This is a genomic window from Kribbella sp. CA-253562, from assembly GCF_050942265.1.
In the GTDB taxonomy this organism is placed as follows: Bacteria; Actinomycetota; Actinomycetes; order Propionibacteriales; family Kribbellaceae; genus Kribbella.
This window is the reverse complement of the sequence record NZ_CP192049.1, coordinates 4,797,225-4,821,833: the sequence shown is the minus strand read 5'-3', so window position 1 is coordinate 4,821,833 and position 24,609 is coordinate 4,797,225. Positions and strand designations below refer to the sequence as shown.

19 protein-coding genes are annotated in these 24,609 nt (G+C 70.6%); 13 read left to right on the top strand and 6 right to left on the bottom strand.

The genetic code is table 11. The annotated features are described in order from the left end of the window. Positions 1-6: 6 nt before the first annotated feature. Positions 7-2,751 carry a helix-turn-helix transcriptional regulator gene (locus ACQPXM_RS22805; RefSeq protein ID WP_432936347.1) on the top strand — a complete coding sequence of 915 codons (2,745 nt, stop codon included), beginning with the start codon at positions 7-9 and terminating at the stop codon, positions 2,749-2,751. A 40-nt stretch (positions 2,752-2,791) separates the two neighbouring features. Here ACQPXM_RS22805 and ACQPXM_RS22800 read toward each other — a convergent pair whose 3' ends face one another. Continuing rightward, positions 2,792-3,553, bottom strand: coding sequence for an SDR family oxidoreductase (locus tag ACQPXM_RS22800; RefSeq protein WP_432936344.1), 762 nt, complete (start codon positions 3,551-3,553; stop codon positions 2,792-2,794). 41 nt (positions 3,554-3,594) lie between these two features. Continuing rightward, positions 3,595-5,082, bottom strand: a complete 1,488-nt coding sequence (locus tag ACQPXM_RS22795) for an MFS transporter (RefSeq protein ID WP_432936341.1) — start codon at positions 5,080-5,082, stop codon at positions 3,595-3,597. A 178-nt stretch (positions 5,083-5,260) separates the two neighbouring features. Here ACQPXM_RS22795 and ACQPXM_RS22790 point away from each other — a divergent pair, with 178 nt between their 5' ends. Then, positions 5,261-5,878 carry a VOC family protein gene (locus ACQPXM_RS22790; RefSeq protein WP_432936338.1) on the top strand — a complete coding sequence of 206 codons (618 nt, stop codon included), beginning with the start codon at positions 5,261-5,263 and terminating at the stop codon, positions 5,876-5,878. After that, positions 5,875-7,251: a dihydrolipoyl dehydrogenase family protein gene (locus tag ACQPXM_RS22785; protein WP_432936336.1), complete on the top strand. Its 1,377-nt coding sequence runs from the start codon at positions 5,875-5,877 to the stop codon at positions 7,249-7,251. Before ACQPXM_RS22790 ends, ACQPXM_RS22785 begins: the two co-directional genes overlap by 4 nt. Before the next feature lie 50 nt (positions 7,252-7,301). Here the strand turns inward: ACQPXM_RS22785 and ACQPXM_RS22780 are convergent, their stop codons facing one another. Both ACQPXM_RS22780 and ACQPXM_RS22775 read right to left on the bottom strand, forming a co-directional pair. Then, positions 7,302-9,389 carry a glycoside hydrolase family 36 protein gene (locus tag ACQPXM_RS22780; RefSeq protein ID WP_432936333.1) on the bottom strand — a complete coding sequence of 696 codons (2,088 nt, stop codon included), beginning with the start codon at positions 9,387-9,389 and terminating at the stop codon, positions 7,302-7,304. A 179-nt stretch (positions 9,390-9,568) separates the two neighbouring features. Continuing rightward, a complete protein-coding gene (locus tag ACQPXM_RS22775) occupies positions 9,569-10,324 on the bottom strand; it encodes a DeoR/GlpR family DNA-binding transcription regulator (RefSeq protein WP_432936331.1) in 756 nt (251 codons plus the stop codon). A gap of 167 nt (positions 10,325-10,491) precedes the next feature. Between ACQPXM_RS22775 and ACQPXM_RS22770 the strand changes: the two genes are divergently transcribed. From ACQPXM_RS22770 to ACQPXM_RS22745, 6 genes are read left to right on the top strand one after another with little or no spacing between them, the layout of a single operon-like run. After that, the gene (locus ACQPXM_RS22770; protein WP_432936329.1) at positions 10,492-11,853 is read left to right on the top strand and encodes an extracellular solute-binding protein; all 1,362 of its coding nucleotides are present in this window, start codon (positions 10,492-10,494) and stop codon (positions 11,851-11,853) included. Beyond that, on the top strand, positions 11,850-12,812 hold the full coding sequence (locus ACQPXM_RS22765; RefSeq protein ID WP_432936326.1) for a carbohydrate ABC transporter permease: 963 nt from the start codon (positions 11,850-11,852) through the stop codon (positions 12,810-12,812). The genes ACQPXM_RS22770 and ACQPXM_RS22765 overlap by 4 nt, the downstream gene beginning before the upstream one ends. Next, the gene (locus tag ACQPXM_RS22760; protein WP_432936324.1) at positions 12,809-13,645 is read left to right on the top strand and encodes a carbohydrate ABC transporter permease; all 837 of its coding nucleotides are present in this window, start codon (positions 12,809-12,811) and stop codon (positions 13,643-13,645) included. The genes ACQPXM_RS22765 and ACQPXM_RS22760 overlap by 4 nt, the downstream gene beginning before the upstream one ends. Positions 13,646-13,666: 21 nt before the next feature. Continuing rightward, the gene (locus ACQPXM_RS22755; RefSeq protein WP_432936322.1) at positions 13,667-15,031 is read left to right on the top strand and encodes a hypothetical protein; all 1,365 of its coding nucleotides are present in this window, start codon (positions 13,667-13,669) and stop codon (positions 15,029-15,031) included. Then, entirely contained in the window at positions 15,028-16,176 is a 1,149-nt protein-coding gene (locus ACQPXM_RS22750) for an SIS domain-containing protein (RefSeq protein WP_432936320.1), read from the top strand. The genes ACQPXM_RS22755 and ACQPXM_RS22750 overlap by 4 nt, the downstream gene beginning before the upstream one ends. Next, a complete protein-coding gene (locus ACQPXM_RS22745; RefSeq protein ID WP_432936318.1) occupies positions 16,173-17,156 on the top strand; it encodes an N-acetylglucosamine kinase in 984 nt (327 codons plus the stop codon). The genes ACQPXM_RS22750 and ACQPXM_RS22745 overlap by 4 nt, the downstream gene beginning before the upstream one ends. Positions 17,157-17,174: 18 nt before the next feature. Here the strand turns inward: ACQPXM_RS22745 and ACQPXM_RS22740 are convergent, their stop codons facing one another. Beyond that, positions 17,175-18,014: an SDR family NAD(P)-dependent oxidoreductase gene (locus ACQPXM_RS22740; RefSeq protein WP_432936315.1), complete on the bottom strand. Its 840-nt coding sequence runs from the start codon at positions 18,012-18,014 to the stop codon at positions 17,175-17,177. A gap of 52 nt (positions 18,015-18,066) precedes the next feature. Here ACQPXM_RS22740 and ACQPXM_RS22735 point away from each other — a divergent pair, with 52 nt between their 5' ends. The 4 genes from ACQPXM_RS22735 (at position 18,067) to ACQPXM_RS22720 (ending at position 23,796) form a co-directional block, all read left to right on the top strand. Continuing rightward, entirely contained in the window at positions 18,067-18,645 is a 579-nt protein-coding gene (locus ACQPXM_RS22735; protein ID WP_432936312.1) for a TetR/AcrR family transcriptional regulator, read from the top strand. Between the two features lie 102 nt (positions 18,646-18,747). Then, a complete protein-coding gene (locus tag ACQPXM_RS22730) occupies positions 18,748-19,683 on the top strand; it encodes an ABC transporter ATP-binding protein (RefSeq protein WP_432936310.1) in 936 nt (311 codons plus the stop codon). After that, positions 19,680-21,026: an ABC transporter permease gene (locus ACQPXM_RS22725; RefSeq protein ID WP_432936308.1), complete on the top strand. Its 1,347-nt coding sequence runs from the start codon at positions 19,680-19,682 to the stop codon at positions 21,024-21,026. Before ACQPXM_RS22730 ends, ACQPXM_RS22725 begins: the two co-directional genes overlap by 4 nt. Positions 21,027-21,039: 13 nt before the next feature. Next, positions 21,040-23,796, top strand: coding sequence for an alkaline phosphatase family protein (locus ACQPXM_RS22720; RefSeq protein WP_432936305.1), 2,757 nt, complete (start codon positions 21,040-21,042; stop codon positions 23,794-23,796). A gap of 65 nt (positions 23,797-23,861) precedes the next feature. Here the strand turns inward: ACQPXM_RS22720 and ACQPXM_RS22715 are convergent, their stop codons facing one another. Next, positions 23,862-24,320: a DUF4383 domain-containing protein gene (locus tag ACQPXM_RS22715; protein WP_432936302.1), complete on the bottom strand. Its 459-nt coding sequence runs from the start codon at positions 24,318-24,320 to the stop codon at positions 23,862-23,864. Positions 24,321-24,609 lie beyond the last annotated feature (289 nt).

Below are 24,609 nucleotides of genomic sequence, written 5' to 3'. Positions count from 1 at the left end.
CTGGGCATGAAGCTGGTCGGACGGCGGTCGGAGTGCGCGGTGCTCGACGACGTGCTGGCGGAGGTGCGCGCGGGGCAGAGCCGGGTCCTGGTCCTGCGGGGTGGCCCGGGAGTGGGCAAGTCCGCCCTCCTGGAGTACGCCGTGGAGGCCGCCCCGGAGATGCGCGTGCTGCGCGCGGCCGGTGTCGAGTCCGAGCGGGAGCTGGCCTTCGCCGCCCTGCACCAGCTCTGCGCGCCGCTGCTCGACCGCTTGCCGAGCCTCCCGCCCCCACAGCAGGCCGCCCTCTCGACCGTGTTCGGGATGCGGCCGGGCCCGGCGCCGGACCGGTTCATGGTCGGGCTGGCGGTCCTGAGTCTGCTGGCGGCGGCGGCCGACGAGCAGCCGTTGCTCTGCGTCGTCGACGACGCACAGTGGCTGGACACCGCGACCGCGCAGACGCTGGGCTTCGTCGCCCGGCGGGTGCAGGCGGAGACCATGGGCCTGCTGTTCGGCGCGCGCGAGGTGCGCGAGGAGCTGCACCCGCTGCCCGAGCTCACTGTCAGTGGTCTGCAGGACGGCGACGCCCGCGCCCTGCTCGGGTCGGTGGTCGGGTTCCTGCTCGACGAGCCGGTCCGGGAACGGATCGTCGCGGAGACCGGTGGCAACCCGCTGGCCCTGATGGAGCTGCCGCGCGGGCTGACGGCGACCGAGCTGGCGAGCGGGTTCGGCGTGATCGGCACGCAGATGCTGCCGGGCCGGATCGAGCAGAGCTTTCTGCGCCACGCGGATCTGCTGCCGTCGGCCACCCGGCAGCTGCTGCTGGTCGCGGCCGCCGAACCGGTGGGAGACCCGGTGCTGGTGTGGCGCGCGGCCGACGAGCTCGGCATCGCCGCGGCGTTCGCCGAGATCGACGGCCTGCTCACGGTGGGCGAACGCGTCACCTTCCGTCATCCGCTGGTCCGCTCGGCGTTGTACCGCTCGGCTGAGCCGGAGGAGCTCCGCGCCGTACACCTCGCGCTGGCGCGGGTCACCGATCCCGAGGTCGATCCCGACCGCCGGGCCTGGCACCTCGCGGCGGCCGCGTCCGGCCCGGACGAAGCGGTCGCGGTGGAGCTGGAGCAGTCGGCGCACCGGGCCCAGGCCCGCGGTGGATTCGCGGCCGCGGCTGCTTTCCTCCAACGAGCCGTCGCTCTGACGGCGGAGCCGACACCCCGCAGTGCCCGGGCCCTGGCCGCGGCCCAGGCGACTCTCCAGGCGGGCGCGTTCGAGACAGCCCGCGGTCTGCTCGCCGCGGCGGAGGCCGGCCGGCTCGACGAGGTCGGGCGGGCTCGGGTCGACCTGCTCCGCGCGGAGGCGGCGTTCGCCTTGCAGCGCGGGGGCGAGGCGCCTGGCCTGCTGCTCCGCGCCGCGCAGACGCTCCAGCCGCTCGACGCACGGCTGTCCCGGAACACCTATCTCGATGCGTGGAGCGCCGCGTTGTTCGCCGGCCGGCTGGCCACGGTCGCGGACCTGCGCAAGGTCTCGACCGCGGCCCGGACCGCACCACGGCCGGAGATCGCGATGCCGGGGGCCGACCTGATGCTCGACGGGTTCGCGCTGCTGCTGACCGACGAACGCGGCAAGGCGCTGCCGATGCTCAAACAGGCGGCCCGGATGTTCGCCGAAGGCGAGGTCTCGGTCGAGGAGGTCATGCGCTGGGGCTGGCTCGCCACGGCGGCCGCGGCGGCGGCGTGGGATTTCGAGGCGTGCGTGGGGGCCGCCACTCGTCAGGTCGAGGTGGCCAGAAGCACGGGCGCCCTGGCCGTTCTGGCGGTCGGCGTGAACGTGCTGGGTCAGGTCGTCGCCCTGGAAGGTGACTTCGGCGAGGCGGTGTCGCTGATGGCCGAAGCCGACGCGGTGCGTGAGGCCACCGGCACCAAGGTCGCCCGGTACGGCGCGCTGGTGCTGACCGCCCTGCGAGGACGGGAAGCCGAGGCGTACCCGCTGATCGAGTCGACCATCCGCACCGCCTCCGCCGAGGGCCAGGGGACCGCGGTGCAATACGCGCACTATGCCCGCTCGGTGATCTTGAACTCCGTCGGCCGGCACGACGAAGCGCTGCTGGCGGCGAAGATGGCGGCCAACGACACCCCCGAGCTGTTCGTCTCGGCCTGGTCGCTCGGTGAGTGGGTCGAGGCTGCGGTCCGCAGCGGTGACCGGCCGGCGGCCGTCGAAGCGCTCGAGCGGCTGCGGGAGCGTACGGACAGCACGGACGAGCCCTGGGGTCTGGGACTCGCTGCCCGGGCCCGCGGTCTGGCGAGCGAAGGCCGCCAGGCCGAGGACGGCTACGTGGAAGCGATCGAGCACCTGGAGGGGACGCGGCTGCGGCCGGATCTCGCGCGCGCCCAGCTCCTGTACGGCGAGTGGCTGCGCCGGCAGAACCGCCGGGTCGACGCCCGGGCCCAACTGCGGGTCGCGCACGAGTCGTTCCAGGCGATCGGGATGGAGGCGTTCGCCGAGCGGGCGCGCCGCGAGCTGCAGGCGACCGGCGAGACGGTCCGCAAACGGGTCGGCGCGCAGCCGGCCGGTGCGGAGCTGACCCCGCAGGAGCAGCAGATCGCGCTGCTGGTCCGCGACGGGCTGTCGAATCCCGAGGTCGGCGCCCGGCTGTTCCTCAGTCCGCGCACGGTCGAGTGGCACCTGCGCAAGATCTTCGACAAGCTCGGGATCACCTCGCGCCGGCAGCTGCGCGACGCATTGCCGCGCACCGACTACGAGTCGCTGCCGGGCTAGCAACCAGCCCGATCTCGGCCTGCAGCGCGACACCGCGGTCTCAGCGGGACAGCAGTTGCTGTCCGCCGTCCACGTCGTACGTCGCGCCGGTCAGTGCCGTGTTGGTCATCAGGTGCACGGCGAGCGCGGCGACGTCCTCCGGTCCCACCACGCGGCGGATCGGCAGCGTGGCCCGCAGGTCGGCCCGCCGCTCCTCGAGCCGGCCGCCGAGCAGCCGCGCCGAGAGCGGGGTGTCGACGAAGCCGGCCGCGATCGCGTTGACCCGGATCGGCGCGAGCTCGACCGCGGCGTTCGCGGCGATCGCGGGCAGCGCGGCGGTGCCGATCGCGGCCAGGCTCAGGCCGAGGCCGGGACGCCGTGCGCCGGTGCCGCTGATCAGCGTCAGTGAGCCACCGGGTGGAATCCTGCCGATGCACAGCCGCGCGATCCGCAGCGCACCGATCAGGTGCTCGTCGAACCCGCGCAACGCCTCGTCGAAGTCCATCTCCGCGATCGGCGCGTACGACGGACCGCCGCCGCTGACCAGCACGTGGTGGAACTGCTGCGGCAGCCCGGCGAAAACCCGTTCGAGCCGCACCGGATCGCCGAGGTCGAGCGTGGCCGCACTCTCCGCGCCGACCTCGTCCGCGGCCTTGCCGAGCCGCTCGCGGTTGCGGCCGGTGATGTACAGCCGAGCGCCGGCCTCGTGCGCCTGACGGGCCGTCTCCAGGCCGATGCCGGAGCTGCCGCCGATCACCACGACGGCCTGCCCGGCCAGCGCGCCGTCCGGCGTCCGGGTGGTCAAGGTTGTTACCTCGGTCATCGATTCTCCTCGGGTGGTCAGTGGATGAGCCGGGTCGCTGGTCAGCGGGTGGGAACAGCGCAGCCGTGCACGCGCGGGGGGGCAGCGGGGACCCGCGCGGACGGCCGGCGGCCGGACGCCACGAACACGCTGGTGACGACGGCGCTCACGATCGCCAGACCGGCCAGCACCAGCATCGCGGTCCGGTAGTTGCCGGCCAGCGGTTGCACGAGGTCGCGTGAGCCGCCGGCGCCGAGCAGCGCGGGGACCAGAGCCACCAGGATCACGCCGCCGACGCGGGACGCGGCGTCGTTGATCGCCGAGGCCTCGCCCAGGTCGGAGTCGTCGACGGCGGCCAGGACGGCGGCGGTCAGCGGAGCGACCGCCAGGCCGAGTCCGAGTCCCCACAGGATCGCGCCGGGCAGGATCGCGGTCAGGTAGCCGTCACCGGGCCGAGCGGCCGACAACCAGACGAAGCCACCGGCCACGATCAGGATGCCGACGGTCATCGGCCAGCGCGTGCCGACCCGGGCGACCAGGCCGCCGACCAGCGGCGACACGATCAGGAACACGACCGACTCGGGAACCAGTGCGGCACCGGCCGCGGTGGCGCTGTAGCCCAGTTGCAGCTGGCACTGCAGCACCACCAGATAAGCGGCCGCCGAGATCGCGCCGTAGAACAGCACGGTGGTCGCGTTGATCGCGACGAACTGCCGGATCCGGAACAACGCCGTCCGTACCATCGGCGCCGCCCGGCGCTGCTCGAGCGGGACCAGCGCGATCAGGCAGACGAGACCGATCGCGGCCGCCGTGAGCACCGGCGTACTGGCCCAGCCGGAGTCCGGGCCGGCGGTCAGCGCGTAGATGACTCCGCCGAGGCCGAGCACGGTGAGCAGGCCGCCGGCGAGGTCGAGCGACAGCGGCCGCCGGGTGCGATCGACCTCGGGGACCCGGCGCAGCACCCAGTACGCCGCCGCGATGAGCGGAACGTTCAGCAGGAAGATGTAGCGCCAGGATCCGTGGTCGACCAGCCAGCCACCGCCGTACGGGCCGAGCGTGGTGCCGAGAGTCGACACGCCGGCCCACACGCCGATTCCCTTCGCCCGGTCGGTCGGACGCAGGGTTCCGTTGAGCAGCGCCAGACTGCTCGGCACGACCAGCGCGCCGCCCACGCCTTGGACGGCCCGGGCGGCGATCAGCAGCTCGACGTTCGGCGCCGCCGCGCAGCACAACGAGGCGACGAACATGATGCCCAGGCCGACGACGAGGATCCTGCGGCGGCCGAAGTGGTCGGCCAGCGCACCGGCGAGCAGCAGCAGGGACGCGACGGTGACCAGGTAGCCGGTCAGGACCCACTGGACCTGACTGACCCCGGCTCGCAGACCGGCGCCGATCGCGGGCACGGCGACGTTGACCATGTAGGCGTCGAGAAAGCCCACCATCGACGCGAGCACCGTCGCGGCGACCAGGGCGAACCCGGTGCCGCTGCGCAGGGCCGGTAGCGCTCCGGGACCGGCCGGCGCGTCACCGGTGGTCGTGTTCTCCGCCATCTCTCACGTCCTCTCGCGCCATCCGGTTCGCCTCCGACGATCCGCCCGGCGATGCCCGGTTCGCGCCCGTGGATGTCCCTGGTCGGCCCCGGCCAGGGACATTCCCTGGCGCGACCGGCGGTGGCCGCCGACGAGGCTGTGGTCGTCTGCTTCCCGACGAGTGCAAGGAGCACAGCTCATGGACATGAAGCTCGAGGTCGTTGTGGTCCCGGTCTCCGATGTCGACCGGTCCAAGGACTTCTACACGGCGCTGGGCTGGCGGCTCGACGCCGACTTCGCCACCAGCGACACCTTCCGGGTCGTGCAGGTCACCCCGCCGGGATCGCCCGCCTCGGTCATCTTCGGGACGTCGGTGACCGCGCAGGAACCGGGCACGGCGCAGGGGCTGCACCTGATCGTCAGCGACATCGACGCCGCGCACGACGAGCTGAAGCGGCTCGGCGCCGAACCGAGCGAGGTCTGGCACGACGCCGGCGGCGTCTTCCACCACGCCGGGACCGACGAGCGGGTCAGCGGCCCGAGCCCCGACCGCAGCAGCTACGGCTCGTTCCTGTCGTTCGAGGACCCGGACGGCAACGGCTGGATCCTGCAGGAGGTCACCACCCGGCTGCCGGGCCGGATCGACCCCGCGGCGACGACGTTCGCCTCGACCGACGATCTCTCGGCCGCGCTGCGCCGGGCCGCCGCGGCGCACGGCGAGCACGAGGCACGCACCGGTCAGGAGGACCCCGACTGGCCGGCCTGGTACGCCGACTACATGGTGCGCGAGCAGGCCGGAACCGAGCTGCCGTCGTGAAGGACTTCGACGTCATCGTGCTCGGCGCCGGAGCACCGGGGGAGCACTGCGCCGCGGCTTTGGCCAAAGGTGGGGCCAAGGTCGCCGTCGTCGAGCGCGAACTGCTCGGCGGCGAGTGTTCCTACTGGGCCTGCATCCCCTCGAAGACTCTGCTGCGTCCCGGTGAGGCCCTCGCCGAGGCCCGGGAGGTGCCAGGCGCGCGGGAGGCTGTGACCGGCACAGTCGACACCCGGGCGGCGCTGGAGTGGCGCGACTTCATGGTGTCCAGCTACGACGACGCCGGCCAGGTGGCGTGGGCCGACAGCGCCGGCGTCGCCGTACTGCGGGGGACCGGGCGGCTGGACGGGCCGAACTCGGTCCTGGTGGACGATCAGCGTCACACCGCGGAGCACGTGGTGATCGCGACCGGTGCCGATCCGGTGATCCCGCCCGTGCCGGGGTTGCGGGAGCTGCCGGGCGTCTGGACCAACCGTGACGTCACCGGGATGACCGAGGTGCCCAAGCGGCTGCTCGTGCTCGGCGGTGGCGCGACAGGGGTCGAGATGAGCCAGGCGCTGGCGCGGATGGGATCGGCCGTCGTCCTGATCGAACGTGGCGAGCACGTCCTGCCGCGTGAGCCGCGGGCGGTGGGGGTCGCGGTGGCGGCCGCGCTCGCCGCGGACGGCGTCGACGTCCGGCTCGGCCACGGCGTCGCGGAAGCCCGGCGGGACGACGTCGAGTACGTCGTCCGGCTCGACGACGGCACGGAGTTGCGCGGTGACCGCCTCCTGGTCGCCACGGGCCGCCGGCCGCGGGTGGACGGCATCGGACTGGAGACGGTCGGCATCGCGGCGAATCCCCGCGGCGTTCCGGTCGACGAGCGACTCTCGGCCGGTCCCGGGCTGTGGGCGATCGGCGACGTCACCGGGCTGTGGCAGCTCACCCACGTCGGCGAGTACCAGGGGCGGGTCGTGGCGAGCAACATCCTGGGCCGGCCGCGGACGGCGGACTACGACGCCGTACCGCGGGTCGTCTTCTGCGATCCCCAGGCGGCATCGGTCGGCGCAGCGGACGGTCTCTTCACGAGCACGGTGCGACTGTCCGGCGTCGCCCGGACCGCGACGTACACCCGCGCCTACGACACTCAGCCCGGGTTCCTGACCATCGTCTCGGACGGCAAGGTGCTCACCGGCGCCTACGCGGTCGGGCCGGAGGCCGGCGAATGGTTGCAGCAGGCAACCCTGGCGATCCGCGCGCAGGTGCCGCTGTCCGTGCTGCTGGACGTGATCCAGCCGTTCCCGACGTTCTCCGAGGCCTTCATGCACGTCCTGCGGGACCTCGACGAACAGCTTCGCCAGCAGCAGAACACGAGCGCGCAACTCACCCACTCGTAGCCGCCCGAGCGGCTCGGCCCAGCCAGGCGTCGAGCCGCTCCGGACCGGAATCAGGTGCGCCGGGCAACGATCAGCTGGAACTTCGCGAAGCTCAGCTCGACCGTGTTGTGCTCGGCGTCGACCGATCCCAGCGACGTACCGGTGAACGGCTCGGTCAGGCGGTACCGGCCACGGCCCAGACCGCGCAGCTCGACCGTGCCGTCGAACTGGTCGGCGTAGAAGGCGTAGTGCAGCGTGTCGCCCTTGGCCACCACGTGCGTCTCCGGCTTGTCGAAGCCGATGTCGTACAACTCGCCGCGGTACTCGCCGGTGGGCAGCATGTTCTGCTGGTACAGCGCCACCCACTTCTTCCAGAGCACCTCGTTCTCCGGGGTGAGCACGTTGCCGCGGCCCGGCCGGGTCCCCGGCGGGTCGCTCGGGTAGGTGAACTTGGTCGACAGCACCGCGCCGACGCCGTAGCTGGAGGCGAAGTCGTTGCGCCCGTCGCTCAGTTCGACGTGGTCGCCGGCGTAACTGCTGCCCGGACCCATCAGCGCCTTCATCGTCTTGCCCTTGTGCCGCACCTGGTACGACGAGGTCGGGTCGGAGGCCGGGTACTGGTCGACGGCCGGCAGGTTGTGGAACGCGAACGCCGTACCGCACGGGCACAGTTCCACGACGGCGTCACGGTTCGCCTGGTGGGCGGCCTGGTGGATCGCCATCCAGAACTTGGCGAGTCCTTCGGTCGACTCCTCGGGCCGCGCGTGCCGGTGCGCCGGGTTGTGGCAGGGGGCAACAGCGTTGAGATGCTGCCCGTCGATCTTCAGTCCCTCGTAGCCCCAGCTGCCGATGAACTTCCGGGCCTGCGCGACGAAGTAGTCGACGGTCGGCTGGTACGCCGGGCAGAGCGTGTAGGCGTCCCACCAGGTCACTTCCTGCTTGTTGCCCTCGGCATCGAGTAGCAGCATGTCCGGGTGGTCCCGGAACAGGTTGCTGTCCGGGTCGGCGGCCAGCGGCGCCCACCACAGCCGCGGCCGCAGTTCGGCGTCCTTGATCTGCCGGGTGAAGGCCCGCATGTCGGCCTCGCCGCGCGGGAACTTCTGCGGGTTCAGGTCCCAGTCGCCCTCGTTGGTCTGCCAGCCGTCGTCCAGGCCGGCCCACTTCAGGCCGACCTCGCGCACCTTGGGCAGCGTGCCGATCACCTGCTCCAGGGTGAAGTTCCGCTCGTAGCCCCAGGCACACCAGATCGGCTCGTACGCCGAGTCGGGCACCCGCGGCGCACGCAGTCCGATATCGCTCATGTAATCGCGGTACCGCTGCAGCGGCACGAAGTGGTCGCGGGGGTGCGCGGTCAGGAACGTGGTGTCGGTGGTCAGCCGCTCACCCGGCTTCAGGGTCCGCGGGGTGTCGCCCTCGATCGCGATGCTCGCACCGTTGCTGGTCTTGCGCACCGGCATCCGGAGGATCCGCGCGCGGGGCTCGACGTGCCCGACCGAGATTCCGGCGCCGCGGCGCCAGACCGACGCCAACGGCGTACCGCCGCCGTAGTCGGACGAGTCCATGCCCAGCGAGTTCTGCTGGACGAAGTCGTCGGTCACCGGCTGCACCCAGTCGCGCCGGTCCTCGTGGGTGCTGCCCGAGAACGTGTAGAAGCCGCCCGGCTTCTGCAGCAGCTCGTGGGCTCCGTTGCGCCAGCCGGTGACGGCCAGCGAACGGTGCGACAGGTTCGCGTAGGTCACCTGCATCACGGTCATCCCGGTCAGCCGCTCGTACGACGTGAGCTCGACCGTCTTGCGCACCCCCGAGGTGGAGTCGCCCTGGATGGTGACCTGGACACCCTCGCCGTGGCGGGAATGACGGATCGGGCGGGTGCGATGCCCACGGTAGGTGAAGTCCTCGACGGCGGAGTCGCCCAGCAGCAGGGCTTCGCTCGCGTCGAAGCGCGTCACGGTGGTGCCCTGGACCGCGACCCGGCTGCGCAGCCGGTCGTCGAACTCCAGGGTGATGGACTGGTCGCCGACGCCGACGAACTCGGGTCCGGGCTTCGGTGGGGTCGCCGCCGCGGTCGCGCCGGCGGTTGCGGTCAGAGCGGGCAGCGCGGCCAGGCCGGCGCCTCCCAGGGCGACTTTCAGCACGGTTCGCCGTTGCATCTCGGTCATCTGAGCTCCCTCTGGACGGAGGTGGAAGCAGGGTGCGCACAGTGCGCGTGAGTCGCGCAAAACTGCGCGATGAGGACCAGAACGTAACTTCGTGAACAACGACGGTCAAGAAGATCCGACGCTTGCGCAACTAATTGCGCAACCGTGCAGACCTCCGCGCAGGGCCCGGGAGCCCCGCCTCAGACCGCGGTCACCTGGACGCCGGCCTGCCGCAACGCGGCCAATTGCTCGGGCAACGCGCCCCGGTCGGTGACGATGTCGGTGACGCCGGACAGCAGGCTGATCCGGGCGAACGTGACCCGTCCGAGTTTGGTGCTGTCGGCAACCACCACGCTGCGCCGCGCGCGGCTCAGGAAGGCCAGATCGGTCTGCGCCTCCATCTCGTCGTACGTCGTACAGCCCTCCTCCGGCGTCAGGCCGTCGACGCCGATGAACGCCACGTCGAGGTGGTAGTTCGACAGCATCGCCTCCGCCGCCGGACCGACCAGCTCGTACGACGGCCGCGCGATCCCGCCGACGACCACCAGCCGGATTCCCGCGTGGCCGGTGAGTTCCGCGGCGATGTTGATCGCGTTGGTGACCACCGTGATGCCGCGCCGCTCGGACAGGGCGCGGGCCAGCTCGAGCACGGTGGTGCCGCCGGTCATGCCCACCACGGCACCGTCCTCGATCAATGCCGCGGCGGCGCGGCCGATGGTGCGTTTCTCGCGCTGGTGCAGGGCCGCCTTGACCCTGGTCGGAACCTCGTCACCGGAGGCGTTGGCGGTCGCCCCGCCGTGGGTCCGGACCAGGAGCTGGTTGCGGCTCAGGGACTGCAGGTCGCGACGGATCGTCGCGCCGGACACCCCCAGCGAGGCGGCCAGCTCGGCGACGTCCACCCGCCCGCGTTCACCGACCTGGTCGAGGATCGAACTCAGCCGCTCTGCCTTGCGCACGACTCGCACTGTAGCAACCCCTCTCTGAGCAACTTTTGCGCACTTGATCAATATTCTGCGCATGTATTCGAATTCCTTGACCAGTTTTGCTCATCCAACTACGTTCGCGTCAAATTCAAGCGCTGGGATGCGCAGATGCGCGTCAACCGCTACCCCCTGGAGAAGCCATGCTCAGGATCAGACGCCGGACTGGAACACGAATCGCCCCGCCGCGACGGCGCACCGCGCTGGTCGCCGGACTCACCGGTCTGGCCCTGGTGCTCGCGGGCTGCGGTGGCGGCGGTGACGGGAAGGCCAGCGGCGGCTCGACCGAGACCACCGGGGTGACGATCACCGTCGCGCTCGCCTCCGACCCGCCGCCCAAGGCCGCACTCGACGCGTTCACGAAGCAGACCGGCATCACGGTCAACTGGGTGAACCTCGACTGGGACAGCCTGCAGAACAAGATCTCCGCCGCGGCCACCGCGAACACCTACTTCGCCGACGCGACCAACGTGGACTGGTCCCGGGTCGGGCAGCTGGGCAAGCTCGGCTGGTACTTCCCGATGGAGGACTACGTCGACACCGCGGCGATGGAGGCCGACGTCCCGCAGCTCGCGTCGTTCAAGAGCGACGGTCACGTGGTCGGCATCCCGTACGACGCCTCGATCATGGTGACGACGGTGAACACCGAGATGTTCCAGAAGGCCGGGGTGAACCCGGCGCCGGCAACGATGGACGAGTACACGAACGCGCTGCGCACGATCAAGTCCAAGGGCATCGTGCAGTACCCGCTGAACATCCCGTTCGCCGCGGCGGAGGGCCTGTCGACGTACTGGTACGAGGCGACCAACGCGTTCGGCGGTTCGGTGCTGGACAAGGACGGCAAGCCGCAGTTCTCCACCCCGGACACGGCCGGCTACAAGGCAGCCCAGTGGATGGTGGACGCGCTGAAGTCCGGGCTGGTCCCGCCCGGCAACATCAACGTCACCGACTCCCAGGGGCAGCAGACGCTGATGGCCAAGGGCGTCGTCGCGAGCACCTTCTCCGACTACTCCGGCACGGTCGGCACCCTGTACGGCATCAAGGAGTCCTCGTCGGTGGTCGGCAAGGTGAAGTACATCAAGACCCCGGGCGTCAGCGGGCCGGCCGCGAACCTCAGCAACCCCGACGGCATCGGCATCCCCGAGAAGGCCAAGTACCCGAACGCGGCCGCGAAGTTCATCGAGTGGTTCACCGCCACCGAGCAGCAGGCCGACTTCTCCGGCGTGAACGGCCCGGACAAGACGATGCCGGGCTACCCGTTGCCGTCGCACCTGTCCGCGGTGAAGCTGATGACCGCCAAGGGCAACCTGATCGGCGGCGCCGACCTGGAGCCGATGCTGGAGGGCTCGAAGCCGGTCTTCGAGGGCGGCGCGCCCTCGTGGTACCCGAAGTTCTCCAACGCCGTGTACACCAATCTGCACGCGGCGGCGACCGGCTCGATGTCGGTGGAGCAGGCGATGAAGGCGATCAGCGACACCGCGAACCAGTTGGCGTCCGGGTCGTGACCGCGAGTTCCTCGACGGCCCAGCCGCGGGCGACGGCACAGCCGCCGTCGCCTCCGGCCGGACCGGCGCCCGGGTCGGCGCCGGTCCGCCGGTCCCGGGTCGACCTGCTGCCCTACCTGCTGATCGCGCCGGTGATGATCTTCATCGCCCTGCTGGCGCTGGTGCCGGCGGTGACCACGGTCGTGCAGTCGTTCTTCCGGGTCGACGCGCTCGACCCGCCGACCCGGTTCGACGGCTTCGGCAACTTCGTCCGGCTGGCCGGCGACAAGGCCGTCTACGGCAGCATCGGCAACACCGTGTTCTACGTCGTGGTCGGCGTGGCGCTGTCCACGATCATCGGCATCGGTGCGGCCGTCGTACTGCAGAAGCCGTTCCGCGGGCGCAGCCTGGTCATCGCCGTGCTGATCCTGCCGTGGGCGTTGCCCGGCGCCGTCGGTGGTGTGCTGTGGACGGGCATCTTCGACCCGAACGCGGGCCTGATCAACAGCGTGCTGTCGACCCTGCACCTCAGTGACGGCAACGCGGTCCTGCTCGGGCAGAACCGGTTGCTGACGATCACGCTGATCGAGCTGGTCCAGGTCTGGCAGATCGCGCCGCTGTCGGTACTGCTGATCCTCGCCGTGCTGCAGCTGATACCGGACGAGTTGTACGAGGCCGCCCAGATCGACGGCTGTACGCCGTGGTCGGCGTTCCTGCGGATCACGTTGCCGCTGGCCCGGCCCGGCATCGCGGTCACGATGGTGCAGGCCGTGATCGCGACGCTGAACGTCTTCGACCAGCCGTACGTGCTGAACGGTGCCGCGAACACCGGCGCCTCGGTGACCATGCAGACCTACTTCATCAGTTTCCAGGATCTCGACTTCGGTGGGGGATACGCGTTGTCGCTGCTCATCACACTCGTCACGCTGGTGATCTCGCTCGGCGTGATCCGCCTGGTCTACCGCAGGGTCGAGCTGTGAAGCGGCGGACCGGCGGGCTGCGCGGAGTCGGCGTGGCGATGATCCTGCTGTGGTCGCTGGTGCCGATCTACTGGGCGATCAAGACCAGCCTGCAGACCGAGGCCGACGCCCGGGCTAAGCCCGCGCACTACCTGCCGACCAACGCGACCTGGCAGAACTACGCCACGCTGCTCAGCGGGGACGGTGACGTGCCGGCGCAAATCCGGCGCTCGACGCTGAACATCGTGATCGAGTGCGGCGCGGCGACGGTGGTGACCGTGCTGCTGGCCACGCTGGCGGCGTACGCGTTCGCCCGGATGCACTTCCGCGGCAAGACCGTGCTGTTCTACGCGGTGATCGCGACGATGGCGTTCCCGGCGTACACGACGCTGATCCCGCTGTACCGGATCATGAGCACGTTCGGGCTGGTGAACACCTACACCGGCATCGTGCTGGTCTACGTCTCCGGATTCTTGCCGTTGGCAACGTGGATCCTGCACAACTACTTCGCCAGCCTGCCGAGCGGGATCGAGGAGGCCGGGCTGGTGGACGGCGCCCACCGGCTGCAGGTGCTGTGGCACCTGCTGCTGCCGCTGGCGCGTCCGGGCATCATCTCGACCGCGCTGATCACGTTCCTGTTCGCGTGGGGTCAGTTCCTGTTCCCGCTGGTGCTGTCCAGCGACCTGTCGACCCAGCCGCTGACCGTCGTGATCGCCTCCCTGCAGGGCCGGCACGTGGTGCCGTCGACGCTGCTGAACGCCGCCGGTGTGCTGGCGATCATCGTCCCGGCGGTGCTGGCGCTGGCGTTCAACCGCTACATCGTCAACGGCCTGCTGGCCGGCTCGACCAAGTGATCTTTTTCGAGAGGAACCCAAGTGAGTGAGAACTCGATCGTCCTGATCGGCGCGGGCAGCACGGTGTTCACACCGGGCCTGATGACCGATCTGGCGTCGTCCCGGACGTTCGACGGCTGGACAGTCCACCTGGTCGACCTGTTCGGTGAGGCCGCCGAGACGATGGCCCGGGTGGGCCGGCGGATCGCCGCCGAGCAGGGCGCCGAGCTGACGTTCGTGCCGCACGTCGACCGCCGCGAGGCCCTGCCGCACGCGCGCTTCGTCACGACGACGATCGCGGTCGGTGCCGCCGCGGGCTGGCGCGCCGACGTCGAGGTGCCGGCCCGGTACGGAATCGCGCAGACGGTGGGCGACAGCGTCGGGCCGGGCGGCGTGCTGCGGGCGCTGCGTCACGTGCCCGAGCTGGTCGCCATCGCCCGCGACGTGGCCGATCTGGCGCCCGAGGCGCAGATGATCAACTACTCCAACCCGCTGACCGCCAACGTCCGGGCGATCACGTCGCAGACGGGGGTCCAGGCGGTCGGGCTGTGTCACGGCACGATGCACACGCTGTCCAAGCTGACCGCCGACCTCGGCGTACCGGCGGACGAGGTGCACGCCGTTTTCGCGGGGCTGAACCATCTGTGCTGGATGCTCGACCTGCGGCGCGGCGCCGAGGACCTCTACCCGCTGCTGCGCAAGGCCGTCGCGGAGCGCGCGGGTGGTATCGACGCCGAGTCCACCCGGGACGAGGGCGTTCACCTGCCGGTGTCGGCGGACCTGATGCGGACCTACGGGCTGTACCCGGCGCCGGGTGACCGGCACGTCGCCGAGTTCTTCGGCCACTACCTGCGGGCCGCGGACGGGGGACCGGCCGACGAGAAGGACCTGCCCTGGGGACTGCAGGGTGGGCGTGACGCCACCATGGAGTACATCGGCGAGAAGGACGATCTCTGGGAGCTGCTGCACGCGCAGGCCGACGGCAAGGCGCCGCTGCCGAGCACGGACAACCAGGAGGCCGAGCGGCTGGTGGCGATCGCCGAAGCGCTTGTCACCGGCAACGACCACGTCGAGCTGGCGGTGAACCTGCCGAACGAGGGCAAGATCAGCAACCTGCCGCCGACCGCGGTCGTCGAGGTCCCGGCCGTGGTGGGTGCCGCGGGCATCACCGGGCTCGGCGTGGGCGCCCTGCCGGACGCGATCGCCGCGGTCCTGACCGCGCGGGCGCACCAGCAGGAGATCACCGTCCAGGCCGCCCTGACCGGCGATCGCTCGCTCGCGTTGCAGGCGCTGACGCTCGACCCTCTGGTCAGTGGACTCGATGTCGCGACCAAGATCCTCGACGACGCGATCGAGGCGCACGGATCGGCGATGAGCCGCTTCACCGCGACGGAGGCCGCCGCATGACCGGCGTTTCGACCGCGGCGATCGGCACCGAGGACCTCGGTTCGCTGGCCACCTACCGCGAGGTCATGCAGCAGCCGGCCGTCTGGCGCGAGGCCGCCGGGCTGCTGGCCGGCCGAGCGGACGAGGTTGCGAAGTTCCTCGACCCGCTGCTCGCCCGGCCGGACCTTCGGATCGTCCTGACCGGCGCCGGTACGTCGGCGTTCGCCGGGGAGATCCTGGCGCCGGCGCTGTCGCGTGCACTGCGGCGCCGCGTCGATGCGGTCGCGACGACCGACATCGTGTCGAACCCCCGGGAGATGTTCGCCGAGGACGTGCCGACACTGCTGGTCTCGTTCGCGCGCTCCGGCGAGAGCCCGGAAAGTGTCGCCGCGACCCAGCTGGCCACGCAGTGCCTGCAGTCGGTGCACCAGCTGGTGATCACCTGCAACGCCGACGGCCGGCTCGCGCGCGAGCACCAGCAGGCCGCCGGGTCCCTGGTCCTGTTGATGCCCTCAGCAACCAACGACCGAGGCTTCGCGATGACGTCCAGTTTCACGTCGATGGTGCTGACGGCCTGGCTGGCACTTGCCCCGGCGCAGGACGCCGCTCTGGCCGAGCGGCTCGCCGCGGCGGCCGAGCAGGTCCTCGCCAAGGCGGACGAGTTGGCCCGGCTCACCGCCAACGGCTATGACCGCGTCGTCTATCTCGGCAGTGGTCCGTTGGGTGGACTGGCCAGAGAGTCGGCGTTGAAGTTGCTCGAGCTGACCGCGGGTGCGGTGGTCAGCTACTACGACACCGCCCTCGGGTTTCGGCACGGTCCGAAGGCCGTGCTGAAGGAGGGCACGCTCGCGGTTGTCTACCTGTCCAACGACAGCTACACCCGGCAGTACGACCTCGACATCGCCGAGGAACTCCGGGCGGCGATCGGCGCCGAGAACGTCCTGGTGATCGGCGCCTGCAGCTCGAACGGCGGGCCGGAGACCTGGCGGATCGACGGGCTGACCGAGGTCGACGACGCGGCCCTGGCGTTGCCGTTCGTGGTGATCGCGCAGCTGCTCGCGCTGCGGTTCTCGATCCAGCTCGGCCGGACCCCGGACAACCCGTTCCCGGACGGCGAGGTCAACCGCGTCGTCCAGGGCGTGACCATCCACCCGCTGCCGCGGTGAGCGTCTGGCTCGGCGTCGACGGCGGTGGATCCGGTACGGCGCTGTGCCTGGTCTCCGACGGCGGCGAGGTGCTGGCGACCGCCGAGGCGCCCAGTTGCTACTACCTCGACTCCAGCGACGGCGAAGGCGTCTCCCTGGTCCGGCGGGTGCTCGCCGACGCCGTACCGGACGTCTGCGCCGCCGCCGGGGTCGAGCCGGCCGAGATCACCTCGGCGTTCTTCGGCCTTCCGGCGTACGGCGAAGTGAGTGCCGACCTGCCCGAGCTCGACGCTGCACCCAGCGCCGTGCTCGGGCACGACCGGTACAGCTGCGGCAACGACATGGTGTGCGGGTGGGCGGGTTCGCTCGCGCTGGCCGACGGGATCAACGTGATCAGCGGAACCGGGTCGATGACCTACGGCCGGCGCGGGGAGACGGGTGTCCGCGTCGGCGGTTGGGGTGAGCTGTTCGGTGACGAGGGATCCGGCTACTGGATCGGCGTGCGGGGCTTGCAGGCGTTCTCGCAAATGAGCGACGGGCGGCTGCCGGCCGGACCGCTGCTCGACGTACTGCGTGGGCACCTCGGCCTCGCGTCCGATCTCGACCTGGTCGACGTCGTACTGAATCGCTGGCACGGCAGCCGGCGTGCTGTCGCGGCGCTGTCGCGACAGGTCGTCGAGGCCGCGACAGCAGGTGACTCGGCCGCGGCGGGCATCCTGCGGGATGCCGCGGCCGAGCTCGTCCGGCTGGTGGAGGCTACGCGGGAAGGCCTCGGATTCCCTTCCTCTGCAAGGGTTCCGGTGTCGTACTCGGGTGGGGTCCTCACGGCTCCGGAAGTACTGCGGGAGTTCACCGACGCGGTGGCCGGGCTCGATCACGACTACGACCTGCGGACGCCGTTGTACAGCCCGGTGATCGGCGCCGCCCTGTACGCCGCGCACCGGTCCGGGCAACCGCTGGACGAGGCGGCCTTGACGAAGCTGCGGCAGTCTTCGCCCTGAGCCGTGAAACGTGCCGGGTTATCCGGGCCAGGTGAACGCCGGGTCGCGGCGGTAGTCGTCGCGACGCTGCTCCAGCGCAAGTTCGACCATGTCGTGGGCTCCGGTGCCGATGATCTTGCGCAGCGCGGGTTCCGGCTCGTCCAGGAAGGCGAGCAGGGCCTTCGCCGCGACGGCGGGGGACTCCTCGCCGGACGGTTCGGCCGCGGCGAGCATCTCCGCGGTCGGGTAGCCCGGCATGCCCATGATCGCCTCCCGGGTGGCGTCGTACGCGGGGTCCGCCGTGGTGAAGCGCATGCTCGAACCGAACCAGTCGGTGGCGAAACCGCCCAGCTGCAGCAGGTGAACGCCGATGCCGAGCGGCGCGACCTCGGCCGCGAGTGCGGCGCTCAGTCCTTCGAGCGCCCACTTGGTCGCGTTGTAGGCGCCGAACAACGGCAGATGCCCGACCGCTCCGACGCTGGAGACCTGCACGATCCGCCCGGATCCGCGGGCCCGCAGGTGCGGCAGCACCGCCTGGGTGACCCAGACCGCGCCGAAGAAGTTCACGTCGAACTGCGCCCGGATCTCCTCCTCGGACAGTTCCTCGATCGCGCCGACCAAGCCGTAGCCGGCGTTGTTCACCACGACGTCCGGCGTACCGACCGTCGCCACGACGTCCGCGACCACGGCGTCGACCTCGGCCCGGGAGGCGACGTCGAGCCGGCGCGGGACCAGCTGGTCGCCGTACTGCTTGACCAGCTCGTCGAGTACGCCGTCCTGCCGGATCGTCGCGACCACGCGGTCGCCGTGCTCCAGTGCCGCCTCGGTGAAGGCCCGGCCGAGCCCTCGGCCCGCTCCGGTGATGAACCACAGTCGCATGCGGTGTTCCTCTCGCTTGAATCTCAACGAGACGGACCGTATCGTCTCGTTCATGAGAAGTCCAGACCAGCGCCGGCGCAGCGACCGGGCCCGCACCGCGATCCTGACCGCGACCGCCGCGTCGGTCGCCGAGCTCGGCTACGCCAAGACCTCGATCGAGGGCATCGCGGCCCGGGCCGGGGTCGGCAAGCAGACGATCTACCGGTGGTGGCCGTCCAAAGGTGCCGTCGTGCTCGATGCCCTGGCTGCTGAGCAGCCCGACGTCGAGTGGCCCGACAGTGGCGACCTGACCGCGGACCTGCGCGTGGTGCTGCGGGCGACGATCGCCGAGTTCGCCGACGAGTCCACGTCCGCGACACTGCGCGCGCTGATGATCGACATGCAGCAGGACGCGGCGCTCAGCGAGCAGGTGATGACCCGGATGCTCGGTCCGCAGCTGGCCGCCACGAAGCGCCGGCTGGAGTCGGCACAGCGGGCCGGACAAGTTGCCGATGGCATCGATTTGGACGTCGCCGTCGAGCTGATCTTCGGCCCGATCTACCACCGATGGATCCTGCGCACGCACCGGTTCGACCAGGCCTACGCCGACGAGCTGACCGACTTCGCGGTGCGGGCCCTGCACGCCGGCTGACGCGCACCAGGCTGTTCGTTCGTTGTTCAACTGTCCGTTCCCGCTGGCAGATGTATTCGTGCCTAATGTTTCCTGGTCAAGGAACTCGCCAGGAAGGCCACCATGGACACTCCGCTCGCCGTCCGGGCTCGCGGGATCAGGCAGTGCTTCGGTGACGTGGTCGCGCTCGACGGCGTCGAACTCACGGTGCCGGCCGGTCAGCTGCACGGACTCGTCGGACCCAACGGCGCGGGAAAGACCACGCTGCTCGGGCTGCTGCTCGGCCTGGCCGTCGCCGACAGCGGAGCGCTGGAAATCCTCGGTACGCCGGTGGGCCGCGCGCTCGCGGTGCCCGAAGGAGTCGCGGGCTTCGTCGACGGCCCCGGGCTCTACCCGTCCCTGACCGCACGGCAGAACCTCGCGGCGCTGGCGGCACTGCGCGGTGGCCGCGCGCCGGCGCTGGGCATCGACGACGTGCTGGACCAGGTCGGCCTCACCGAGGTCGCCGACGACCGCACCCGCGGCTTCTCGCTCGGCATGCGCCAGCGTCTCGGCCTCGCGGCGGCCCTGCTGACGAAACCCCGGCTGCTGATCCTCGACGAACCGTCGAACGGTCTCGACCCGGCCGGCAAGCAGCACGTGTACGGCGTACTGACCCGGCTGGCCGCGGAGGGGACAGCGGTGATCCTGTCGAGCCACCGGATGGACGACGTCGAGGCGCTGTGCTCCGAGGTGACGATCCTGTCCACCGGGCGCGTCGCGTTCTCCGGCCCGCTGGCCAAGCTGGCCAACGAGAACGACGAACTCGGGTACCGGATCATCACCTCCGACCCGGGCGCCGCGCGCACCGTCGCCGGTGAGACCGCCGGAGTGCGGATCGTCGACGAGCACGACGTCCTCGTGGTCGCCGCGGCGGTCCCGGCTCTCGACGTCCTGGTGAAGCGGCTCGTTCAGGCCGACATCGCGGTCCGCGAGCTGGCCCCGGTGGTGTCGCCGCTCGAGGCCGCGTTCCTCGCCCTCACTGAACAGACCTCGATCGATGCGGAGACCGATCGATGACCGCGATCGTGGCCGAGACGCCTGTGCTGGCTCGGGTTTCGGTGGCCCGGGGCTACCGTTTCGAGCTCGTCAAGCTGCTGTCGCAGTGGCGGGTCCGCCTGCTGGTCGTGGCCTGTTGGCTGGCGCCGGCGGTATTTGTCGCCGTGGTGAGCCGGCAAGCCTCACTGCCGGTCGACACTCTCTTCGGCCGCTGGATGCACGCCACGGGCTGGGCCGGACCGCTGGTACTGCTCGGGTTCTCGGGCTCGTGGGCACTGCCGTTGCTGACCTCGCTGGTCGCCGGTGACGTGTTCGCGTCCGAGGACCGGCTCGGCACCTGGCGCCATCTGCTGGTCGCCGTCCGGTCACCGCGGCGGATCTTCGCGTCGAAGGCGCTCGCCAGTCTCACGGTGATCCTGCTGCTGGTCGTCGGGCTGGTGGTGTCGAGTGCGATCAGTGGCGTCGCGGTCGTCGGCAACCGCTCGTTGATCGGCCTCGACGGCCATCTGCTCTCGCCGGGTGACGCCGCGGGCAAGGTGTTGCTCGCCTGGGCCTGCGCTCTCGCGCCGACGCTGGCGCTGGCGGCGATCGGCCTGCTGGGTTCGGTCGCGCTCGGCCGGTCTCCGATGGGACTGTTGCTTCCGGCCCTGGTTGCTCTGGCGATGCAGATCGTCCAGATGCTGCCGGTTCCGGTCGCGGTCCGGCTCGCCCTGCCCGGCTACGGCTTCATCAGCTGGAACGGGCTGTTCACCGGACCCGCCCAGTTGAAGCCGATGCTGATCGGCGTCGTGGTCAGCCTCGCGTGGGCCGCTGTCGCGACCGCCCTGGCCTACCACCTCTTCGTACGCCGGGACTTCACCAACCCGGCCCACGACGGCTCCGGCCGCCGCGCGATCCTCGTCGGTGCGTTGCCGCTCGCGGTGCTGTTCGGGATCACCACGCTGGTCGTCGCGCCGGTGACGGGCGCGACCGGTTCCGGGATCGAGCAGGACAAGGTGCAGCGGGCGCTGGCGACCGAGTTCGCGCATCTCTACCGCCTGCAGACCGCGCAGCTCAACCGGCCGGGCGTCACCGAGCAGCAGTTGCAGACCTCGGCCGCCTGCACCAAGGGCGGCGACCAGGTCGCGGCGCAGGGCCCGGGCAACGACTGGCGGTGCGTCGTGAGCTGGCACGTGCCAGGCGTCGCGGCCGCGGGCTCGGCCATCTACCAACTCGACATCAATCCGGTCGGCCGGTACGTCGCCGACGGAGACGGGCCGAAGGAAGTGAACGGCTACTTCCTGGTCCGGACTCCGGGCGGCGACGAACCGAATCCGCTCTGGCAGTTCGACGGTTCCGTCGAGCTGCTTCCGTCCACCCCCTGAAGGGACCAACCCCATGCAGGTAACACGCCGCAGGCGTGCCGAGAAGAGCCGTCGCGGTCTTCTCGGCCGGCGCATCAGCCGGCGAACGACCGTGGTGACGGCGGGAACGACCGCGCTCGCGGTCGCCCTCGCCGGTACCGCCGTCGCCTCCACCCAGCAGTTCGGAACCGACCAGGTCGGCCAGGTCACCGCTGACGGCCAGGTCCTGCCCAGCGACCAGTACCTCGCCCCGCTCGGCGACCGGCTTGTCCTCCAGCAGGGCAAGATCATGTCGTCGACGGTCAGCCCGGACGGCAGCCACCTGGCCGCGTCGATCACCGACGGCGGGATGGCGCTGGCGATCGTCGACCTGAAGAACTGGAAGGTGCAGCAGTACGTCGGCAACAACGCCGCGGCGGACCTGCGCATCCCCGGCAACGACATCGGCCAGGAAGGCCCGACGTACTCGCCCGACGGCTCGCAGCTGTGGCTGGGCCAGGCTGACGGTTACCGCCGGTTCACCGTGAAGCCGGACGGCTCGCTCGCCGACCCGACGTTCGTCACGATCGCCGCCGACGGCGCCAAGCAGGCGCTGGTCGGCGAGGCCGTGTTCTCGGCGGACGGTTCGACCGTGTACTCCGCGGTGAACGGCCAGAACCGGGTGGTCGCGATCGACGCGGCCTCCGGCACCGTCAAGCAGAGCTGGGCCGTGGGCAACGCTCCGCGCGACCTGATCCAGGTCGGGTCGAAGCTCTACGTCAGCAACGAGGGCGGTCGTCCGGCGAAGCCGGGTGAACCCACGATCAACTCCTACGGCACCCAGGTGCCCGCCTCGCAGGTCACCGCCGCGACCACGACCGGCACCGTGAGCGTGATCGACCTGGCGCGCCCGGCCGCCGTCCCGGCGAGCATCAGCGTCGGCCTGCACCCGACCGCGCTGTACGCCAAGAACGGCACGCTGTTCGTCACCAACACGGCCACGAACTCCGTGTCGGTGATCGACACCCGGCGCGACAAGGTGATGCAGACCATCGCCACCCAGCCCTGGACCGAAGCCTCGGTGGGCTACGAGCCCAACGGTGTCACGCTGACCGACGACGGTCACCTGCTGGTGACGCTGGGCCGTGCGAACGCGGTCGCGGTCTACCGGTACCGCAACGCCCTCGAGCCGGTCAGCTACGTCGGCCTGCTGCCGACGGACTACTTCCCGGCCGAGATCACCACCGTCGGCAAGGAGGTCGTGGTGTCGAACACCCGCGGTGTCGACGCCCGGCGGGAGACCACCGCGGCCGGGCGCGGCACGCACGACACGACCTCGAGCCTGACCCGGTTCCGGTTGCCCGACGACCACGCCGTGAAGGCGAGTACGGCGAAGGTGTTCGAGCAGAACGGCTGGACCAAGCACGCGGCGCAGGCCGCGAACAAGGGCCAGGGCAGCAAGAAGCCGGTGCCGGTCCCGCTGCGGATCGGCGACCCGTCGACGATCAAGCACGTCTTCCTGATCGTCAAGGAGAACCGGACCTACGACCAGCTGTTCGGCGACGTTGCCGAGGGCAACGGTGACCCGGCGCTGGCGCAGTACGGCGAGAACGTCACCCCGAACCAGCACGCGATGGCCATGCAGTTCGGCCTCTACGACAACACCTACGACATCGGCACGAACTCCGCCGAGGGCCACAACTGGCTGATGCAGGCGGACAACCCGGAGTACACCGAGTCGTCGGCGGGTGAGTACCTGCGCAGCTACGACACCGAGGACGACGCCCTCGGCCACCAGCAGACCGGCTTCATCTGGACCGGTGCGCAGGCGGCCGGCAAGACGGTCCGCGACTACGGGGAGTTCCAGCAGTTCCTCACCAAGCCGGCGGGGGCCACCTGGCAGAACCTGTACTGCGACACCAAGACCATGGCCGCGACCGGGCAGGACACGGCGTATCCGATGGTGTCGTCGTCACCGATCCCGTCGCTGAACAACGTCTCGCTGCCGGGCTTCCCGAAGTTCGACACCTCCGTCCCGGACCTTTACCGCTACGAGATCTGGAAGCGGGAGTTCGAGAGAAGCGGGCCGGCGAACCTCAACATGTTCTGGCTGTCCAGCGACCACACCGGTGGACCGCCGAGCGGTGCCGCGCAGGTCGCCGACAACGACCTGGCCACCGGCAAGATCGCCGACGAGATCTCGCACAGCAAGTACTGGAAGGACTCGGCGATCTTCGTCGTCGAGGACGACTCCCAGGCCGGCCTCGACCACGTCGACGGGCACCGGGCGCCGATCCAGATCATCAGCCCCTACGCCCGGCACGGTGTCGTCGACAGCCGGTACTACACCCAGATCACGATGATCCGCACGATCGAGCAGATCCTCGGCATCAAGCCGATGAACCAGAAGGACACCGCGGCCACCCCGATGGCGACCGCGTTCACCCAGCAGCCCGACTTCACGCCGTTCACCGCGGTGCCGAACCGGACGTCGCTGACCGCCGGCCTGAGTACGCCGCCCGCCTGTGGCGCGGACGTCCCCGCGGCGCAGAACCCGAACGCGGCTCCCGCGCCGAAGGCCGTCGTACCGGCGGAGCGGCAGGCGGTGGCGGCGCAGTGGGACACCTGGAAGACCCAGCAGCACCTCACCGGGAACGACGCTCGCGCCGACTTCGCGAACCCGGCCCAGATGAACCACTTCGACTGGTACCAGGCCCACGACTGGTCGACGCCGTACCCGGGGGAGGACCGGATCTTCGCGCCGGCCGACGTGCCGGGCGCCGTCGTTGCCTCCGCGGAGAACGACGGCTGACAGCAGGACCGCACAGCGCGGCCGCGCCGGAGAAGTCTCCGGCGCGGCCGTGTTCGTACGTGCTGCTAGTGGTGGGCGGCTGCTCGCGTGACCGAACGGCCGAGGGCGACGCCGAGGCCGATCATGCCGATGCCGAGCACCAGGTGCAGCCAGTTGTCGGCGGTGTTGACCGGTACGAAGTTCGCCGAGCTGTTCTGGTCGATGACCAGGCCGTAGATCCACAGGACCAGGTAGACGACACCGCCACCGATCAGGTAGTTGCGGGCGCCGGAGACGGTCCGGGCCAGCGCCAGACCGGCGGCGCCGAACAGCAGGTGCACGATGTTGTGCAGGATCGAGACCTGGAAGATGCCGAGCAGCATGGCATCGGAGTGGTGGCCGCCGAACGACATCGTGTCGTAGTCGGTGGTGACGCCCGGGATGAACCCGAGAATACCGACGGCCAGGAAGACGACGCCGACGACCAGGGCCGCCAGCTGGATCGGAGTACGGGCCGCGCCGCGCGCGGAAGCGGACTGGGACATGGAGCTTCTCTTTCTCGAGCGATCAGGGTCCCGGCCGGTGGTTGGACTGGAACGAAGAAGGTGCCGCCCCAGTACCCAGCAGGATCGATGCGCACGCAGTTCTCGTGACGGTGCGTCATCCGCGGGACGGGTCCGGATGCTTCCCGAGGGACCAGGGAGCTATTCGCGGGCTGTATCACGGTCTCGGTGGGGACGGGTCGCGGCGGTGCCACGAACCGTTGTCGGCCCACGCACGGCAATCCGGCGATCGCGTTGCGTCGTGACCTGCCGCGCGGGCGTCGGTCACGGC

Coding starts and splice junctions, on each gene's coding strand:
- ACQPXM_RS22805 (WP_432936347.1), top strand. CDS start 7: ATGAAGCTGGTCGGACGGCGGTCGGAGTGCGCGGTGCTCGACGACGTG.
- ACQPXM_RS22800 (WP_432936344.1), bottom strand. CDS start 3,553: ATGACCGAGGTAACAACCTTGACCACCCGGACGCCGGACGGCGCGCTG.
- ACQPXM_RS22795 (WP_432936341.1), bottom strand. CDS start 5,082: ATGGCGGAGAACACGACCACCGGTGACGCGCCGGCCGGTCCCGGAGCG.
- ACQPXM_RS22790 (WP_432936338.1), top strand. CDS start 5,261: ATGGACATGAAGCTCGAGGTCGTTGTGGTCCCGGTCTCCGATGTCGAC.
- ACQPXM_RS22780 (WP_432936333.1), bottom strand. CDS start 9,389: ATGACCGAGATGCAACGGCGAACCGTGCTGAAAGTCGCCCTGGGAGGC.
- ACQPXM_RS22770 (WP_432936329.1), top strand. CDS start 10,492: ATGCTCAGGATCAGACGCCGGACTGGAACACGAATCGCCCCGCCGCGA.
- ACQPXM_RS22750 (WP_432936320.1), top strand. CDS start 15,028: ATGACCGGCGTTTCGACCGCGGCGATCGGCACCGAGGACCTCGGTTCG.
- ACQPXM_RS22740 (WP_432936315.1), bottom strand. CDS start 18,014: ATGCGACTGTGGTTCATCACCGGAGCGGGCCGAGGGCTCGGCCGGGCC.
- ACQPXM_RS22735 (WP_432936312.1), top strand. CDS start 18,067: ATGAGAAGTCCAGACCAGCGCCGGCGCAGCGACCGGGCCCGCACCGCG.
- ACQPXM_RS22730 (WP_432936310.1), top strand. CDS start 18,748: ATGGACACTCCGCTCGCCGTCCGGGCTCGCGGGATCAGGCAGTGCTTC.
- ACQPXM_RS22725 (WP_432936308.1), top strand. CDS start 19,680: ATGACCGCGATCGTGGCCGAGACGCCTGTGCTGGCTCGGGTTTCGGTG.
- ACQPXM_RS22720 (WP_432936305.1), top strand. CDS start 21,040: ATGCAGGTAACACGCCGCAGGCGTGCCGAGAAGAGCCGTCGCGGTCTT.
- ACQPXM_RS22715 (WP_432936302.1), bottom strand. CDS start 24,320: ATGTCCCAGTCCGCTTCCGCGCGCGGCGCGGCCCGTACTCCGATCCAG.